This is a genomic window from Rahnella sp. PD4 (genome assembly GCF_049199325.1).
Classification (GTDB): domain Bacteria; phylum Pseudomonadota; class Gammaproteobacteria; order Enterobacterales; family Enterobacteriaceae; genus Rahnella; species Rahnella perminowiae.
In genome coordinates this window covers 328,056-344,036 of sequence record NZ_JBLZQF010000001.1, presented here as the reverse complement: position 1 = coordinate 344,036, position 15,981 = coordinate 328,056, and the positions used below count along the sequence as shown (strand labels likewise).

The following is a 15,981-nucleotide window of genomic DNA, read 5'->3' as shown; positions in this document are numbered from 1 at the left end:
CTTCATTGCTATTTCACATACTTCGCGTCATAGAGTGTGTTGATGTCCGGCGTTTTACGCAGAATTTTCATCTCCGTCAGCAGTCGCGCCGCTTCGTTAGTGAAGGTCACAATCTCACCGCTGAAGAATTTCTTATTGGCATCCCGATCCTGCCAGCGCAGATAACTGGATTCTTCTGCAAACTGTTTTCCGGTCTCTTTCGCCGCTGCGCCCATGATTTCGTTGGACTTTTCCGGTTCGTTCTTAATCATATCCAGCGCTTCAAAATAGCTGTTCACCAGCGCCTGCGCGGCTTTTGGGTTTTTATCCAGCCAGGCTGGCGTACAGCCCAGCGTGTCCATGACCATCGGATAGTCCAGCGTGGTTGCCAGAATTTTTCCTTTGTCCGGGCTCTGACGGATGGTGGAAAGGTAGGGTTCGTAAGTCACGGCGGCATCATTCTGTCCGGCAATAAAGGCATGTGCGGCGGCGTCCGGCCCGAGAGTGGCGAGTTTGACGTCTTTCATCGTCATGCCGTTTTTATCCAGGATCCACGCCAGCAGGAAATAAGAAGACGTGCCCGGGGCATCCACGCTGATGGTTTTGCCTTTCAGGTCGCTGACTTTGCTGATGCCATTGCGTACGGCGATACCGTCCGCGCCGTAGGATTTGTCCAGCTGTACGATCTGTTTGATCGGCACGCCGCTGGCGTTCCAAGTTAAATAGGTTTCAACCGTGGTCGCCGCACATTGCAGGGAACCGGAAGCGATGGCCAGATGACGCGACTGCTGTGGCACCATTTTTAACGTGACATCCAGACCGTTCTTTTTAAAGATGCCCGCTTTGTCTGCCAGTGTCAGGGGGGCAAACCCCGTCCAGCCCGAAATACCCACAGCAACCGGCGTATCGGCCGCCTGTGCCGCACTGACAGCCATACTGCCCAGCGCTACTGCCAGCCCTAACAACGACAACGAACGTTTCAGTACAACCCTGGTAATCTTGTTGCTCATCTGCCACTCCTGCCAATATGCCTGTCTCGGGGAAATGCCTGTGACTGTCAAACGCCGCAAGCAAATTACGCTACTGTATATTCTTGTCTATACAAGTGAGTCGAAAATAACAAAGCAAGCTTTATGCCAGTTTATGCTGATGCCGTTTTGCCACATCCGGCGCCGGTTACGCCTCGTCCCATGCGGGCTGGTGAATCAATTCAGTGCGTTGCATGCTCCCTTTTAGCGCAACCCTGCAGGGTATTTATCGTGTAATGGCCGCCCATAACAGCAGGCTTCTCTGTGCCTGATCAACAGGGGTCAGACTCACCGATGCCTGTCGCGATGCTGCCGCTGTTTCAGACCAGTAATATCCCTCGCCCGCCCGCAGGGGCTGGCCATCCGCCTGTTGCCACGTCCCGCTGATAACATAAACCACCCCGCCGTTTTCACGGGTCACATGAAGATGTTGTTGCGCGGTAACCACCCGTGACACACATTCAGTCCGTCGCGTCATGATGTTAAAATCGGTCGTCACACCGCCCAGAAGACGGGCACTGAGCGCACTATCACCGCTGAAGGCAAACGGCTCACCGGTAACATTGAGTAAGTGATCAACCTCAGGCGGTGCCTGCAGATGCACGCCCTCCCCGCTCAGCAAAGTGATGGAGCGGTCAATGCCGGGAAATGCCGAGAACGGCCCGTTCTGTGCGATAGTGGCAATGCTGGCACGCCAGTCAAAATCATGACTACCGGCAGGAAAACTGAAGATTTCACGGGTCTCGCCACCGCCGTTACGCCATGGGCTGACCGGCAGTTCATCGAAGGCAAAATGGTGCCAGGCGATCATGCGGCATCCTCCGCAAGGTGGCGGAGAAGCGCCAGAAAATCCGCCGCCGCAGTCTGTTGTTGCTCATGCTGGCCGTCCACAATGCGCGGTACGCCGCCAACATACACATCACGAATTTGTCCGGCATTACCGGCGAATAACCAGCGGTTAAGCAGTTCATGATTTTTTGCCGCAGCGAGATAAGGATCCTGCCCGTCGAGCACCAGCCAGTCGGCACGATAACCGACAGAAAGCTGCCCGATGGCCGCGCCGCAAGCCTGCGCGCCGCCCAGTAATGCCTGCGTGTAAAGCACATCGCCCACCGAGTTTTGCGCTGAAGTCGTCAGCCGGTTACGCCGCTGGTCACGCAGGCGTTGCCCGTATTCAAACCATCGCAGTTCTTCAACCACATTCAGGGAAACATGGCTGTCGGAACCGATGCCCCAATGCCCTGACTGTGCCAGATAATCGACGCCGGGAAAAATCCCGTCCCCCAGATTAGCCTCAGTAGTCAGGCACAACCCCGCGACTGCTCCGCTGTTTGCCATACTTGCCAGCTCGAAACGGTCAGCGTGCGTGGCGTGGATCAGGCACCAGCGGGAATCAATATCCAGATTGTCATACAGCCAGGAAATCGGACGCTGCCCGCTCCAGCCCAGACAATCGTTCACTTCTTTCTGCTGCTCGGCGATATGAATATGCACCGGCAGGGTTTTATCGCCGGACTGCAACACCTGCTGCATTTGCTCAAGGGTTACGGCGCGCAGGGAATGGAAGCACAACCCCTGATTTTGCAGGCTTTTACCACTGAGCCGTTTACGGATAATTTCCTGTTGCCTGAGATAACTGTCCGTATCCTGAATAAACCGTTTCTGTCCGGCCTGTGCCGGTTGTGCGCCAAATCCGGCATAACTGTAAAGCACCGGTAGCATGGTCAGCCCGATGCCGGTTTGCGAGGCGGCTTCACTGAGATGCGCGGCCATTTCGCCGGGGTCGGCATAAGCCTGTCCGCTGATATCATTATGCAGATAGTGGAATTCAGCCACCTGTGTGTAGCCACCTTTCAGCATTTCTATGTAGAGCTGACGCGCAATGACACCCACCTGCTCAGGTGTAAGGCGCTGCACCATGCGGTACATCAGATCACGCCAGGTCCAGAAACTGTCCTGAGGATCCCCGGCGATTTCCGCCAGTCCGGCCATCACCCGCTGAAATGCATGCGAATGGAGGTTCGGCATGCCCGGAACCACCGGGCCGGAAAGGGGCAGACAACCCTGCGGATCGCCGTCCGGGATCACCGCAGTCAACATTCCGGCAACATCGACATCCAGCTGCACGTTGTGCGCCCAGCCATCAGCAAGTAAAGCGCGTGGAGCAAAATAAGCAGGCATGACAGCATTCCTGAGCAGTAAGAAGAAACATAAACGCAATTTTATGGAAACAATTGCAAAACTTTTAAGCGACTTGTCTATACATATACATATGCCTGATTGCGCTGTAAACTTGCAACAACCCTTTTTTTATAAATTTCGTTTTCTGTCACGCCCTTTCCGTTTACTTTCCTCTGATGGAAACTGCCGGGCGGACAGGCAAACTTTCCCAATATTTCTGGAATTTCATTGAGTGAGGTAAGAGTCATGTCGGAGCCCATACCACTTTTGCAAAATGGTGCCGTGCCACAGCAGGGAGTGTCGCAGCAGACATTGTCTGAACTGGCGGCCGCGATGAGCGATACACCCGCGCCAATTTATCAGCGGGTTAAACAGGCGATCATCAGCCAAATCCGCGCCGGTGTCTGGAAACCGCATCAGCGGGTGCCGTCTGAAAGTGAACTGGTCAATGAGATTGGCGTCAGCCGGATGACCATCAACCGTGCCCTGCGCGAACTCACCAGCGAGGGATTTTTGATCCGCATGCAGGGCGTCGGAACCTTCGTGGCCGAAGCCAAGGCTTATACCCCGATGCTGGAAGTGCACAACATTGCCGATGAAATTGCCCGGCGCGGTCATCGTCATGACAGCAAGATTCTGGTGTGCGAGGCACGCCTGGCCGACGCTGATCAGGCGCTGCAACTGGGTATCGCCACGGGTACGATGATATTTTATTCGCAGATTGTTCATTACGAGAACAACGTACCGGTGCAGATTGAAGACCGTTTTGTGAACCCGGAAACCGCCCCCGATTATCTGCAACAGGTGCTGAACAAGCAGACACCCTATACGTATCTGATGGAAATCGCGCCGCTGACGGCGGGTGAACATCGCGTTGAAGCCATCAGTGCCAGTGATGAGCAGCGCGAATTGTTGCAACTTAATGAACATGAGCCTTGCCTCCTGATCCACCGCCGGACCTGGAGCGGCAGCCGCGTAGTGACTTCCGCGCGTCTGATTTATCCGGGTTCCCGTTATCAATTATTTGGACGTTTCACCAGCCATGGCTGATTCCGGCACACCTTAATGGCGGCTTTGCATGGCCGCTATCGCTTCGTTCGAATTTTGGAAGACGTCTCGTAATAAGAAAAAACTATCGCTGGCTGACTTGCCGGTTTTACCGTTATGCGTTAGGTTGACTTTAGTTGTCTATACAAGATGAATTCAGCCTGGAGCCTGTCATGCCGGTAGCAATATCCCCTTCTTTTTCCTCCGAGCCGCCTGCGCGTTGTGACAGCGTATGGCGTGGTGCCACCCTGGTGACCATGCAGGACGGGCATTACAACCTGATTGAAAACGGCGCGATTGCGGTCGCAGGCGGGAAGATCGTCTGGACCGGCCCCGCCCGAGATTGTCCGGTTTTCGCAGGCGCCACACAGCATGAATTCGAGGGAGGGATCATCACCCCGGGCTTCGTTGACTGCCATACGCATCTGGTATTTGGCGGTGACCGAAGCGCAGAATTTGAACAGCGACTGAACGGCGTCAGCTATGCGGAAATTGCTGCAGGCGGTGGCGGTATTCTGTCCACCGTGAATGCGACCCGTGAGGCCACTGAAGATGAACTTCTGGCACAGGCGCTGTTTCGTTTACAACCGTTGCTGGCCGAAGGCGTGACCTGTGTTGAGATTAAATCCGGTTACGGACTGAGCGTAGAAAGTGAACTGAAAATGCTGCGGGTGATCCGCCGGTTGGGCGTCATGCTGCCGGTCGACGTGAAATCCACCTGCCTTGCCGCCCATGCCCTGCCGCCGGAATTCAAAGGATGCGCGGATGACTATATAGATCTCATCTGCAACACATTGCTGCCAGTCGTTGCCAGTGAAAACCTGGCCGACGCCGTCGATGCCTTTTGTGAACACCTGGCATTCTCACCGGACCAGGTTGAACGGGTTTTTAATGCCGCAGAAGCCTTAGGTTTGCCGGTAAAATTACACGCCGAGCAACTGTCTTCGCTGCATGGCAGTGCGCTGGCGGCAAAACATCATGCACTGTCAGCCGACCATCTGGAATACGCCACGGACGAAGATGCGCAGGCCATGGCCGCCGGCGGCACCGTCGCGGTATTACTGCCGGGGGCATATTATTTGCTGCGCGAAACGCAATGCCCGCCTGTGGAGGCGTTCCGCAAACATCAGGTGCCGATGGCGCTGGCCAGTGATGCTAATCCGGGCACATCGCCTGCGCTTTCTTTGCGTCTGATGCTGAATATGGGGTGTACGTTATTCCGACTGACGCCTGAGGAAGCACTGGCCGGGATCACCTGCCACGGTGCGCGCGCGCTCGGTTTACAGGAAACACACGGCACGCTGGAAGCGGGAAAAGTTGCTGATTTTATACACTGGCCGCTGTCACGTCCTGCGGAACTGGTTTACTGGCTGGGTGGTCAGTTGCCCTGCACTGTTGTCTATCGTGGAGAAGTACGAGGAGAGTTCCGTTCATGAGTCTTTCAACTGCTAATGTTATCGCTGAGCCATACCATTTTACCCAGGGTACCGCGCCGTTACTGATCAGCATCCCCCATGCAGGGACGCAGCTTACGCCAGAAGTGGCCAGCAGTCTGAGCGATGCCGCTCTTCCGCTTTCCGATACCGACTGGCATATCCCGCAGCTGTATGATTTTGCGCGTTCACTGGGTGCCAGTATTCTGGTCGGCCAGTATTCACGGTTCGTTATCGACCTGAACCGGCCTGCTGACGATAAACCGTTGTATACCACCGCCACGACAGGTTTATACCCCGAGACGCTTTTTGACGGACGCGAGACCTTTAAACCAGGCATGACGCCGGCAGACACTCAGCGCCAGCAATATCTCGATCAAATCTGGCAACCCTATCACCAGAAAATACAGTCAGAACTGGCGCGTATGAAACAGGAATCCGGCTATGCGCTGCTGTTTGATGCACATTCGATTGCGTCAGTGATACCGCGTCTTTTCGACGGCCGGCTACCGGATCTCAATCTGGGCACCAACAGCGGCGCAAGCTGTTCACCGGCGCTGAGTGAAATTCTCGACAGAACCTGCCAGCAACAAACCCGCTTCAGTCATGTGCTTAATGGCCGGTTTAAAGGGGGATATATCACGAGAGCTTATGGTCAGCCTGACCGGGATATTCATGCCGTTCAGCTTGAGCTGGCGCAGGTGAATTATATGGAGGAGATTGAACCGTTTTCGTATTCACCTGACAAGGCGGCCGAATTACAGGTGTTGTTGAGGCAGTTGCTGGAGAGAATGGTGGATTGGGGGGCGGACAGGTATAAACAAGGCGCTGGTTAATTTCACTTTTCGCTGGCCGCTAAGGATAGCTGCAAAATCCCGCCGCTGCACGGTTCCCTTCGTTCGGGTTACAACCCGCGTAAAAAGACACGCGGTTTTCCACCTCTCCCTCCGGCGGTATTTTGGAACCGGCCTCAGGCTTCTACGTCGCAACCTTACTTGTTTTGTTTTTTTAAAAGCCAGGGGCGATTCAGAAAGCTTGCTGAACGGAGCGGCCTGGAGACCAAAGGCTCCAGGACCGAGTGACGGAACCGCAACGCGGCAAGATTTCCAGCCTGTCACTGCGGTACCTGAAACATAGCCAGCGAGCGAAGCGCGCAGTGAAAAAGCGCGGAATCCGGAGGGCGCGCGCTTACGCGTCCTCTGGGCCAGTTTGGGCGGCGAGCCCAAGGTCTTGAGGTTTAACGTCATAACCGCTGTTAAGAAACCGAAATCATCTCGATTCCGCTTTCGCTGCAAGCAAGAAACCGCCCTAATGCCCGGTCTGGCATTACTTAAAGTCCGCGTACGGCACTAACGGTTCCGGTGGCATATCCAGATCCCCTTGCCAGCCGCTCATCGAGTATCTCGCGTACAGCAGGAAATGGCTTGGCGTATAATCCTTCGCTTGCTGAATATCAATTCCCCCGCCGATGGTCCAGTGAGAACTGACACGCCGTTCAACCAGTGCCTGCAACGTGTAACCAAAACCAGAACCACTACTGCCGGTTTCAATGGCATTTTTATCCGGTAATGAATCCGGGATCAGATTCTGGATCGGATAACGTTTTTGATCGCTGGTTGAGGAGCGAGACCAGGAGACGGAACCGCCGAGTTGCCATGACCAGTTCTCCGTGCGCTGCCGGTAATTCACCGGTACGGCAACCGAGAAATATTGTTGCGGACTGTAGTATCCCCCCTGTCCCAGGGTGTAGCCGCTAAGGTCTTTCTGATAATGCCAGAGCATGGAGCTGAGGCCCACTGTCGCGCGGCGATTATCTTCGTTGATAACCTTGTAGTAATACCCCCCCATCAGGCGTTCGCGGGTATTGTCTTCGACATTTTCACCGGTCAGCTGATGCGCGCTGAGGTCAGCCCACACCCCGTTGGCCAGCCCCTGATCGTAACTTAACCCAAGGCTGGCACCGGTTGCGCGAACGCCGCCCCAGGTGGTGCCGGTGCCCGGATCTTTTGCGCCGGCGAAAGAAAGTAACGAACTGGACACCGGACGGCGTGAAACCGTGGTCGTCCAGCCGATATCACCCCAGTCTCCGCTGTAAGCCAGCCCGCCTACCCAGTCAACCACCGGGAAACCCAGCGGCGTGGTGCCTAAATCCCCTTTCCATTGTTCATTTTCCCAGCCCGCGCCAAGGCTGACACCGTTAGCGGTCTGGCTGCGATATCGGCGGCAATTCTGATCACGACAGGTGCCGAAACTGGCTTCGTAATTACCGTTTTCGTTATCAAAGGTTCCGGCATCCATACGCACCCAGTCGGCCCGCAGGAATCCCCGCCCCTGATACACCGGCATATCTGCCTGCAACATGGTGGTGTTGGCGGTGAGATCAGATTTGCCCGGCGTACCGCTCGAGGTCCACGAATCCGTATCCACCGTGAAATTGATATCCTGCTGACGGTAAAGATCACCTGCGTCAGAGCGGATACCGCGTTTCAGCCAGTCATCCGCCGGATTGTTGCGGATCAGACGTGTATAACTGTCATTGTCCTGTGGCGTTTTGTCGGTGATGCCACTGGCGACCATCGCCTGCCCGTAATCCTGACGCGCCAGTTCTGGCTCGCCGAGCTGCTGCTCAAGGCTGGCGGCATTGCGATAAATCAGTGCTTTGTCTTGTCCGGCCGGTTGTGAACGCGCAGCCGTTTTCAATGGCTGCATCAGCGCAAAGGCCCGGGTAGTGTCACCGACATCACGCCAGGCCATGGCGATCTGCCGTTGCTGATTGAGGCTCAGGTCATGCAGATCAGCCTGCTGCAACTGCTGTTTCGCCTGCTGCGTATGACCTGCGGCCAGTGAAGCATCGATAGCGGCCAGGGTTTTACCGAGCTGAATGCGCTGCGCCACTTCACGCATGTTGGCGTCCCATTTCGCCTGCGGCAATGTATTCAGATGGTGCAGAGCGGCATCATCACGACCGGAGCCGGAAAGATAGAGCGCATAAGCGTAAACCTGTTGCGGATCCACCGGACGTTTCGCCGCAAGCTGTGCGAAAACCGTATCCGCCTGCGCCGCTTCGCCCGCCTCACGCAGGGCATTAGCGTAATGGTAGGTCGTCCAGACATCGTCCGGATTCAGCTTCAGCGCTTCGCCGTAGCGGTTCGCGGCCTGATTCCAGTTGTGCCGGGCAGCATATTTTTCCGCCTCCATTGTGACAACGTCACTTTGAAGTCCCCGCTGTTTGTCGCTGAGTTTCGCCTGTGAAGCAGCCGGCAGTGAACTGATGTAATCCAGGGCTTTTTGCGGCGACTGACGCTGATAGATATTTGCCAGACCGCGCTGGGCACTGCTGTTATCGCGCTCCAGCCTGAGTGCGCGGCGATAAGCCTGCTCTGCCTGCCTGTCATTTTTACGCTTAACCGCCACATCGCCGAGCCCGATCTGCGCCCACGGATCACGGGAGTCCAGTCGCTGTGCCTGGTTGTAGGCCGCTTCAGCCTGTTCAAGCTGTCCGGTTTTCAGCGCCCTGTCGCCCTGATCGATTTTCAGCCAGTAACTGTTGGTCTGGATCAGGCTGTTCCATTTATCCGCATTATAGCCGTCGGTTTCGGCAGCTTTCGCCTGCCGGAATAAGGTCAGCGCCTGCTGGCGGTTACCGGCACGGGAGTAAGCCAGCCCCATCGCCCCGAGAACCTCGGCATCGTTGGGTTTCGCCTGCAATGCCTGCTTCAGCGGGGCAATCGCGCCGGTTGAACCACCCCGATTAATTTGCGCCAGACCCCGGAGTCGTGCCTGATAACGCGGATCGGCCAGCAACGCCTGCTGACGCTGAAGCTCCTGTTGTGCGGCAATCACCTGCGGACCGGTATCAAACGTAGTAATAAACTCTTGCAGGGCCTCAGCGCTCGGATGGCCCACGGGTTGGTCTTTAATCTGGGCCAGCCATAAGTCAGCGGCAGGCGAACGCCCTTCATTGGTGGCAGCGATTTGCTTAATCAGCGCCACCGCTTTGGCATCATCCCCTGCGTCAAACGCCATCTGCGCCAGTTGCAGGCGTAACTGCACATCCCCCGGATACCGGTTATTCAGCGCCTGGAGCTGCGCCTGTGCGCTGGCTTTCTGCCCCGGCAGGCGCGCAATCAGTTGCCAGTATTCCACCGCCAGATCCAGCGTCGGCGGCTGGCCGCCAAACAACTCGTCATATTGCGCCTTAGCTTCACCGAGCCGCCCGGCGGTTGCCAGTAAGCGCGTCTGCTGGAGTTTTTGCTGCATTTCCGGCGAGGCGATTTTCAGGCTCAGCTGTGCCTGCTGATATTCATCCGAACCGGGTGCAACCTGTTTAATTTTTTCCAGCTGCTGCTGCGCCCTGGTCTGGTCACCTTCGCGGAGAAGCAGACGCAAACGGGCGGACATCACTTTCGGGTTCTGCGGATCGATTAATTCCAGGCGAAACAGTGACTGACGTACCAGATCATCCTGATGACTGGCTTCACCGATCCGTACCTGTTCCAGCAACCATTGTTCCGGCGACACGACCGGGGCAGAAACCGCAGGCGCAGCCATCAGAGCCAGCGCAATGGCCAGCGCCAGTTTGTTGCGGGAAAGCCGGTTCGTGGAGTGTCTGTTCACGAAATTATTCCTGATCATCATCAGACAGACGACGGCGAGCCAGAGAACGTAACCCGGTCCATAGCAGTATTGCCGCCAGGAACACCAGAATCACCGCCATGACTGCCAGCAATACCGGATGGTTCGCCATTGCGTTCCATACCCGTTCCCACCACGGTAAATGGCCCACATAATAGGTATCACCCACTTTCAGACTACTGATGCCGGAATCGCGTACCACCGCCACTGAACCAAAGATCCGCGCACGCTGTCGGGTATCCTGCACTGAGGTGTTCAGCATTGCGAAGCCCTGCTGACCGTTTGCCATCAGCGCGACCACGCTGCGCTGATCAAAGTATGGCGACTTTAATCCGACGATCGCCGCAATCGGACCTTGTGCACTGATTTGCGCACTGGCATCCACCCGCGCATCGCTGGCAGGTGAGTTGTTATCCGTTAACGACGCCTGACGGATGGGGGTGTTAACCGCATCACGGGCTGCCTCGATCAGTAAGTTAGCTTTTTTATCATCGCGCATGCTGTCGTCACGCAAATCCGCAGGCAAGTTACCGATCACCAGCAGATCGGCGTCGGTGGTTCTTGCTTTTGCCGCATCTTCGGTCAGCCCTACGCCAAGTGCCGGATAACCGGTGAGTGCGCCAATATTGCCCATCGCATCAAACAGCGTGGTGAGTTGCTCAGGTTGCGGTTGTGGCTGAACCAGAATCAGCGTCTGGGATAAATCCGCCAGGCGGCTGAACGGGAATCCGGCATTCGCGAAGGCGCGCAAATCAGGCATCGCCATAAAATGACGGTATCCGGAGAAATCGATGGTGGAGCTGTCGTCGATCACTACATGATTTGGCACGGTGTTATAGGTTTCACAGCGGCCCTCGCTGCCGCTTGCCAGCAGCGACGTGTAGTCAAAATCAAAACGCATCTGGTTTACCGCACCCAGTTTCAGCGCCGGAATATTCAGATCCTTGCTGCCATCCAGCAGCCCCTGCAACAGGGACAGATGCAGTAACCGGGAATCCTCATCGTGTCCGGTTTTCAGGGTCAGATCCTGCACAAACTGGTTGTTCAGGCTGATGCTCAGACGCGACGTGTTTTTGAGCTGTGGCGAGGTGTAACGGTACTTCAGCCGCATATCAATACCGGTGCTGTTAATCAGGAACAGATCCGGCGGCAGGTTAATGTTGAGCGTGACCGGGTTCGGCTGGATGCCGTCAGACTGTAACTGTTCTGCATACTGTTTCAGTTCGCCAAAATTCATCGGACGGTCGGTGCGCACCCAGTTTGGCGCATCATACGGCTGGCGTGGCTGGATCTGATCCACTTTATCGACACCGACCGTTTCGCCACGGAACAGGATATTTCCCTGCGCAATGCCTTTTACTGCTGTCAGTAAGTCCTGATCATCACGACCGAGGATCAGCAGCATTTTGACGTACGGATTATCCGGGCGGCTGACCATCTGCACGACGGGCCCTTTCACCGGCGGCATTTCTTTGAGGAAATCAGGGCGCTGACCGTTAGTCGCAAACACCACGGCGTGGCTTTCCGGCAACTGGTTATACAGCGCCGGGAAAGATTGCCCGCGCCACTGGGCTTTGGTGCCGAACCAGGAGGCCAGTATCGCCGCCGCCTGTTGCTGGCTGGCATCCGGAGAGGCGGCAAATACCATCGGCAGGCTCAGCGGACGGCTGTCACGCGCATCAAAGAATGGCACCGGGAAATGCGCCAGATCGTTGCTTAGCGGCAGTTTCTGGTATTGCAGACTAAGCGAACTGCCCTTGCCGATTTCCAGCCACAGCGTGGTGTTTGCCGGGTTTTCACAGACGTTCTGGTAATGACCAATAAACTCCAGGCGGATACGGTTAAAGTCGGTGACATAGCGCGGATCAATCGTCATCTGTAAGTGATTTTTCTTGCCGAGCTGATCTTTATCAATCACTTCAACGCCCATCAGCTGGTCGTTGAGATACACCTTAAGATGCGACTGGACCGGGATCAGCGACGGCGACGGCGTGAACTCGAGATTCAGCGTAGCCTGTGTCACGACTTCGTCACTGCGCACACCGAATTCAATCTGCCCGTTCGGCTGAATACCGCGCAAGGTGATGGCCCCTGGCCTCGGTGCTACATCGGCAAAAGGTAATATCACGTTGCGCACCGGCGCGCCCGGAATAATCATCGGGTTCACCGCCGGTGCCACCAGCGGCAACGTCACCTGAGGCGCAGGTATCTCATTGCCCGGCACAACCGGTGCAGTAGCCTGTTCACTGTAGGCCGGTGCAGCAGAACCCAACGCTAATGTCATCAATGCGGATGCCATAAAAGTGGTGATCGGAAGTTTTTTCATTGTTTTGTCATCATCAGGTTGGATTCAACAGGCTGAACGGCCAGCGATGGATTACGCGGAGCAAAAGACAGCAACCAGCGGCCAAACGATCGTGTTCGGGACACCAGCGGTCGGTAACGTTGCGGGGCGATGTCCAGCATCCGCAGATAACCCCGGATGCCCAGCCCCAGTACCTCACGCAGGCTTTCCATCGGTTTGTCTTCAGGGAAACTGTCTTCGCGTAATACCCAGCTGTCGGCCCGGGCAAAAGTACATTGGATGAAATCGATATGTTGTTGGGTTGTGAGTGGCAATAGCTGCATACCGATGTTTTCACCAAACACACGGCTGATCTGCATCGGGAAGGTATATTCCTGCTGTCCGCGGCTCAGGATTAACGTGACGTTGTCACCAAGCTGAAACTGGCTTGCACTCGCGGTTTCCAGCCCGACACCGCTGTCGGAATAGTCCTGGATGGTGCAGACATAAATATGTCCGTCTGGCTTGAGTAATGACGCGGGCATTCTGGCTTCTACGCGGTGTGCCTGACGAACCTGTTTGGATTCGAACGCCACGGCAATCGCCCCGCCCAGAATAATCATGTTGTAGATCACCCACGCCATGCTCACCAGTACGGTTAAAATTTCGTCGGGGCGTCCATAAACAATGCGGTAAATTCCAAAGAATAAACCCGCCAGATTAAGCAACATCAGGATTTGATATGGCCGGCTGATTTTCCAGTCCACGTAAGCATGCTTGTTCAGCCCGCCCTTTGCCGTCACATTGAACGTCCCGGCATGGGGATTAAACAACGCCACCGTCGTTGGCCTGGCGATATACCACGCCAGCACGGTTTCGTAGATTTCATTCCAGAACGAATGACGGTATTTGCCCTGCACGCGCGAATTAGTCAGGCTGGCATGAATCATGTGCGGCAGCACATACAGCGCGATGGCAACAGCCGGTGCATAAATGATATAGGCATGTAACAGCAGAAACGCCAGGGGCGCGGTGAGGAAGATCAGGCGCGGAATACCGGCCAGAAAATGTAACATGGCGTTGGCGTAACACAGCCGTTGCGCCAGTTTCAGCCCTTTGCCAAACAGCGGGTTATCGAGGCGGAATATCTGCACCATACCGCGCGCCCAGCGGATACGCTGGCTGATGTGAGCAGACAGACTTTCCGTCGCCAGCCCTGCCGCCTGCGGAATACGAATATACGCCGAAGTGTAACCGTGGCGGTGCATTCGCAGCGAGGTATGCGCATCTTCCGTCACCGTTTCGATAGCGATACCCCCGATTTCATCGAGTGCGTCGCGGCGCAACACAGCGCAGGAACCGCAGAAGAAGCTGGCATCCCACAGGTCATTGCCGTCCTGCACCAGTCCGTAAAACAGTTCGCCTTCGTTTGGCGTACGGCGCATTCGGCCGAGATTACGTTCGAACGGATCGGGCGAGAAAAAGTGGTGCGGCGTTTGCAACATGCTGAGTTTTTTATCTTTAAAGAACCAGCCGACGGTCAGTTGCAAAAAAGAACGGGTCGGCACATGGTCGCAGTCAAAAATCGCCACCAGCTGGCTTTTCGCCTGTTTCAGCGCATGGTTAATGTTGCCCGCTTTGGCATTTTCACGCGTTTCACGGGCAATGTATTTCACGCCGATTTCATGGGCAAAATCCGCGAATTCCTGCCGGTTGCCGTCATCGAGCAGATAAATGGTCAGTTTGTCACGGGGCCAGTCAAGCCCGAGTGCGGCGTACAATGTCGGTTTCACCACGCTCAGATCTTCGTTATAGGTCGGGATCAGCAGATCCACCGTTGGCCACGTCGAGATATCCGCAGGCATGGGCACCGGTTTACGGTTAAGCGGCCAGATGGTCTGGATATACCCCAGCACCAGCACCGTCCAGGAATAGGTTTCCGCCCCTAGCAGCAGCAGACCGCAAATCAGACTCAGCGGATCTTCCCAGTTCAGCGTTGACGTGTACCGCCACCATAAATAACGACAGGAAATGGTCAGCGACAATACAATCATCATCAGCGCCGGGAAACGTCCCGGAATACGGCGGATAATCATTGCAATACTCCACAGCAGCACCACGAAAACAAACTGCGCGATATAGCCAAAAGGCTGAGAAATGCAGAACATCGCCAGCGTGATCGTCAGCAAAGCAGTCAGTAACACCAGTATGCGTTTAGTAAGCCGGTTCATTTTGCCGATACGTCGTGTGACCTGAGTTTCCAGCGGATTTTGGGTGACCTGTCCGGGCAATGATCTGAGCCACAAATGGACTTTCCCGCGCAACTGCTGCGGCCAGCGGCTATAGATCACACGCCCGCGTCTGCCTTCAGATGGCAGGATGATCAGCAGCCATACACTTTGCACGATATAACGCAGCGGATCGGCCAGACGCGGCTGAGAGGGCGAAATTTGCGGATACCAGCGGGTGCGCTGTGCATTAACGCGCTGCCAGAACGGGGATTCAAAACGTAAAAACAACCAGCACAACGCCACACAGATAATCATCAGACCTGCGGCCATACGTGAGGAATGGCTGGCGCGATAATGCCGGTAGCGATTTTGTAATTCGAGAACGACCGGCGGCACCAGAAACAGATTGAGCAGACGGTTCATTTTGCCGGGCTCCGCGGCGTTTTCTGGCTATGCACGTCCCCGGGATGGCGTAAGTGCAGCAGGAACCAGTTCGCCAGTGTGTTAATCTCACGGCTGATTTTGCTGTTATTTTTCCATTCCCCGACAGGCTGTTTCGCCGCCAGTGACTCCGCCATTGCTTCATCGCGGTGTAAAATCACCGGGATCAGGGCGGGCAACGTTTCCTGCCATAACAACAGAATATCCTGCTGTAACTGGCTGGAAGGAATGAACTGGTTGAGCAGATAATGCCCGTTGGCTGGCAGCACATACTGATGTAAACGCAGGTGTGACTGAGTATCAGCATGGAGAAGCACGACGGTGCGGTCGGCAAGTGTGCGTGCAGGTAAGGGATCGGCTGCCGGAGAGTCGATCAGGATCCAGTCATAGACACCGGTATTTTTAAGCTGAGTGATCGCCTTTTGCCAGTCGAAATCAGGCTGATTGTTGTCGTCCGTTGCGACATGCCCGTAAGGCAGGAGATCAAGATGAGAATGGTAGCGCAGTGCAGAGTTTTGCCAGGACGTCCCCGTATTGTGCGCATAGCGCCATCCGCATGCCTGAGCGACAGGCATACCAAAGTGCAACCGCAGGAAGTTTTCCGGTGAAAAGTCGATCACCAGCACTTTCTCATTTAATTGCGCAAGACCCCAGGCCAGTGCAGCCGTGACCGAGGTGGTCCCCGTACCGCCACGAACGCCCTGTAAGGCAATGACAGCCAT

At 55.5% G+C, this 15,981-nt stretch carries 10 protein-coding genes; 3 read left to right on the top strand and 7 right to left on the bottom strand.

The genetic code is table 11. From position 1 onward, the window contains the following. Positions 1–8 precede the first annotated feature (8 nt). The 3 genes from ACOZIO_RS01465 to ACOZIO_RS01455 form a co-directional block, all read right to left on the bottom strand. Positions 9–989: an ABC transporter substrate-binding protein gene (locus ACOZIO_RS01465; RefSeq protein ID WP_129951243.1), complete on the bottom strand. Its 981-nt coding sequence runs from the start codon at positions 987–989 to the stop codon at positions 9–11. 244 nt (positions 990–1,233) lie between these two features. Beyond that, positions 1,234–1,818, bottom strand: coding sequence for a HutD family protein (locus tag ACOZIO_RS01460; RefSeq protein WP_421594852.1), 585 nt, complete (start codon positions 1,816–1,818; stop codon positions 1,234–1,236). Beyond that, entirely contained in the window at positions 1,815–3,188 is a 1,374-nt protein-coding gene (locus ACOZIO_RS01455) for a formimidoylglutamate deiminase (RefSeq protein ID WP_421594851.1), read from the bottom strand. The genes ACOZIO_RS01460 and ACOZIO_RS01455 overlap by 4 nt, the downstream gene beginning before the upstream one ends. Before the next feature lie 246 nt (positions 3,189–3,434). Between ACOZIO_RS01455 and hutC the strand changes: the two genes are divergently transcribed. The 3 genes from hutC (at position 3,435) to hutG (ending at position 6,504) form a co-directional block, all read left to right on the top strand. Further along, entirely contained in the window at positions 3,435–4,238 is an 804-nt protein-coding gene (hutC, locus tag ACOZIO_RS01450) for a histidine utilization repressor (RefSeq protein WP_129990743.1), read from the top strand. Positions 4,239–4,408: 170 nt separating this feature from the next. After that, the gene (hutI, locus tag ACOZIO_RS01445; protein WP_217220577.1) at positions 4,409–5,671 is read left to right on the top strand and encodes an imidazolonepropionase; all 1,263 of its coding nucleotides are present in this window, start codon (positions 4,409–4,411) and stop codon (positions 5,669–5,671) included. Continuing rightward, positions 5,668–6,504, top strand: coding sequence for an N-formylglutamate deformylase (gene hutG, locus ACOZIO_RS01440; protein ID WP_421594850.1), 837 nt, complete (start codon positions 5,668–5,670; stop codon positions 6,502–6,504). The genes hutI and hutG overlap by 4 nt, the downstream gene beginning before the upstream one ends. A 490-nt stretch (positions 6,505–6,994) precedes the next feature. Here the strand turns inward: hutG and ACOZIO_RS01435 are convergent, their stop codons facing one another. The 4 genes from ACOZIO_RS01435 to bcsQ all read right to left on the bottom strand — a co-directional run bounded on the left by ACOZIO_RS01435 (position 6,995) and on the right by bcsQ (position 15,981). Continuing rightward, positions 6,995–10,219, bottom strand: a complete 3,225-nt coding sequence (locus ACOZIO_RS01435; protein WP_421594998.1) for a cellulose synthase subunit BcsC-related outer membrane protein — start codon at positions 10,217–10,219, stop codon at positions 6,995–6,997. Positions 10,220–10,289: 70 nt separating this feature from the next. Next, positions 10,290–12,629: a cellulose biosynthesis cyclic di-GMP-binding regulatory protein BcsB gene (gene bcsB / locus ACOZIO_RS01430; protein ID WP_129951237.1), complete on the bottom strand. Its 2,340-nt coding sequence runs from the start codon at positions 12,627–12,629 to the stop codon at positions 10,290–10,292. Then, positions 12,626–15,241 (bottom strand): UDP-forming cellulose synthase catalytic subunit, encoded by a 2,616-nt coding sequence (bcsA, locus tag ACOZIO_RS01425; protein ID WP_421594849.1) that lies wholly within the window; start codon positions 15,239–15,241, stop codon positions 12,626–12,628. Before bcsA ends, bcsB begins: the two co-directional genes overlap by 4 nt. Beyond that, on the bottom strand, positions 15,238–15,981 hold the full coding sequence (bcsQ, locus tag ACOZIO_RS01420) for a cellulose biosynthesis protein BcsQ (RefSeq protein ID WP_217138613.1): 744 nt from the start codon (positions 15,979–15,981) through the stop codon (positions 15,238–15,240). Before bcsQ ends, bcsA begins: the two co-directional genes overlap by 4 nt.

What these genes read in the sequence shown, in the direction of transcription:
- ACOZIO_RS01465 (WP_129951243.1), bottom strand. Translation starts at nt 989, where the DNA reads ATGAGCAACAAGATTACCAGGGTTGTACTGAAACGTTCGTTGTCGTTG.
- ACOZIO_RS01460 (WP_421594852.1), bottom strand. Translation starts at nt 1,818, where the DNA reads ATGATCGCCTGGCACCATTTTGCCTTCGATGAACTGCCGGTCAGCCCA.
- ACOZIO_RS01455 (WP_421594851.1), bottom strand. Translation starts at nt 3,188, where the DNA reads ATGCCTGCTTATTTTGCTCCACGCGCTTTACTTGCTGATGGCTGGGCG.
- hutC (WP_129990743.1), top strand. Translation starts at nt 3,435, where the DNA reads ATGTCGGAGCCCATACCACTTTTGCAAAATGGTGCCGTGCCACAGCAG.
- hutI (WP_217220577.1), top strand. Translation starts at nt 4,409, where the DNA reads ATGCCGGTAGCAATATCCCCTTCTTTTTCCTCCGAGCCGCCTGCGCGT.
- hutG (WP_421594850.1), top strand. Translation starts at nt 5,668, where the DNA reads ATGAGTCTTTCAACTGCTAATGTTATCGCTGAGCCATACCATTTTACC.
- ACOZIO_RS01435 (WP_421594998.1), bottom strand. Translation starts at nt 10,219, where the DNA reads ATGGCTGCGCCTGCGGTTTCTGCCCCGGTCGTGTCGCCGGAACAATGG.
- bcsB (WP_129951237.1), bottom strand. Translation starts at nt 12,629, where the DNA reads ATGAAAAAACTTCCGATCACCACTTTTATGGCATCCGCATTGATGACA.
- bcsA (WP_421594849.1), bottom strand. Translation starts at nt 15,241, where the DNA reads ATGAACCGTCTGCTCAATCTGTTTCTGGTGCCGCCGGTCGTTCTCGAA.
- bcsQ (WP_217138613.1), bottom strand. Translation starts at nt 15,981, where the DNA reads ATGGCTGTCATTGCCTTACAGGGCGTTCGTGGCGGTACGGGGACCACC.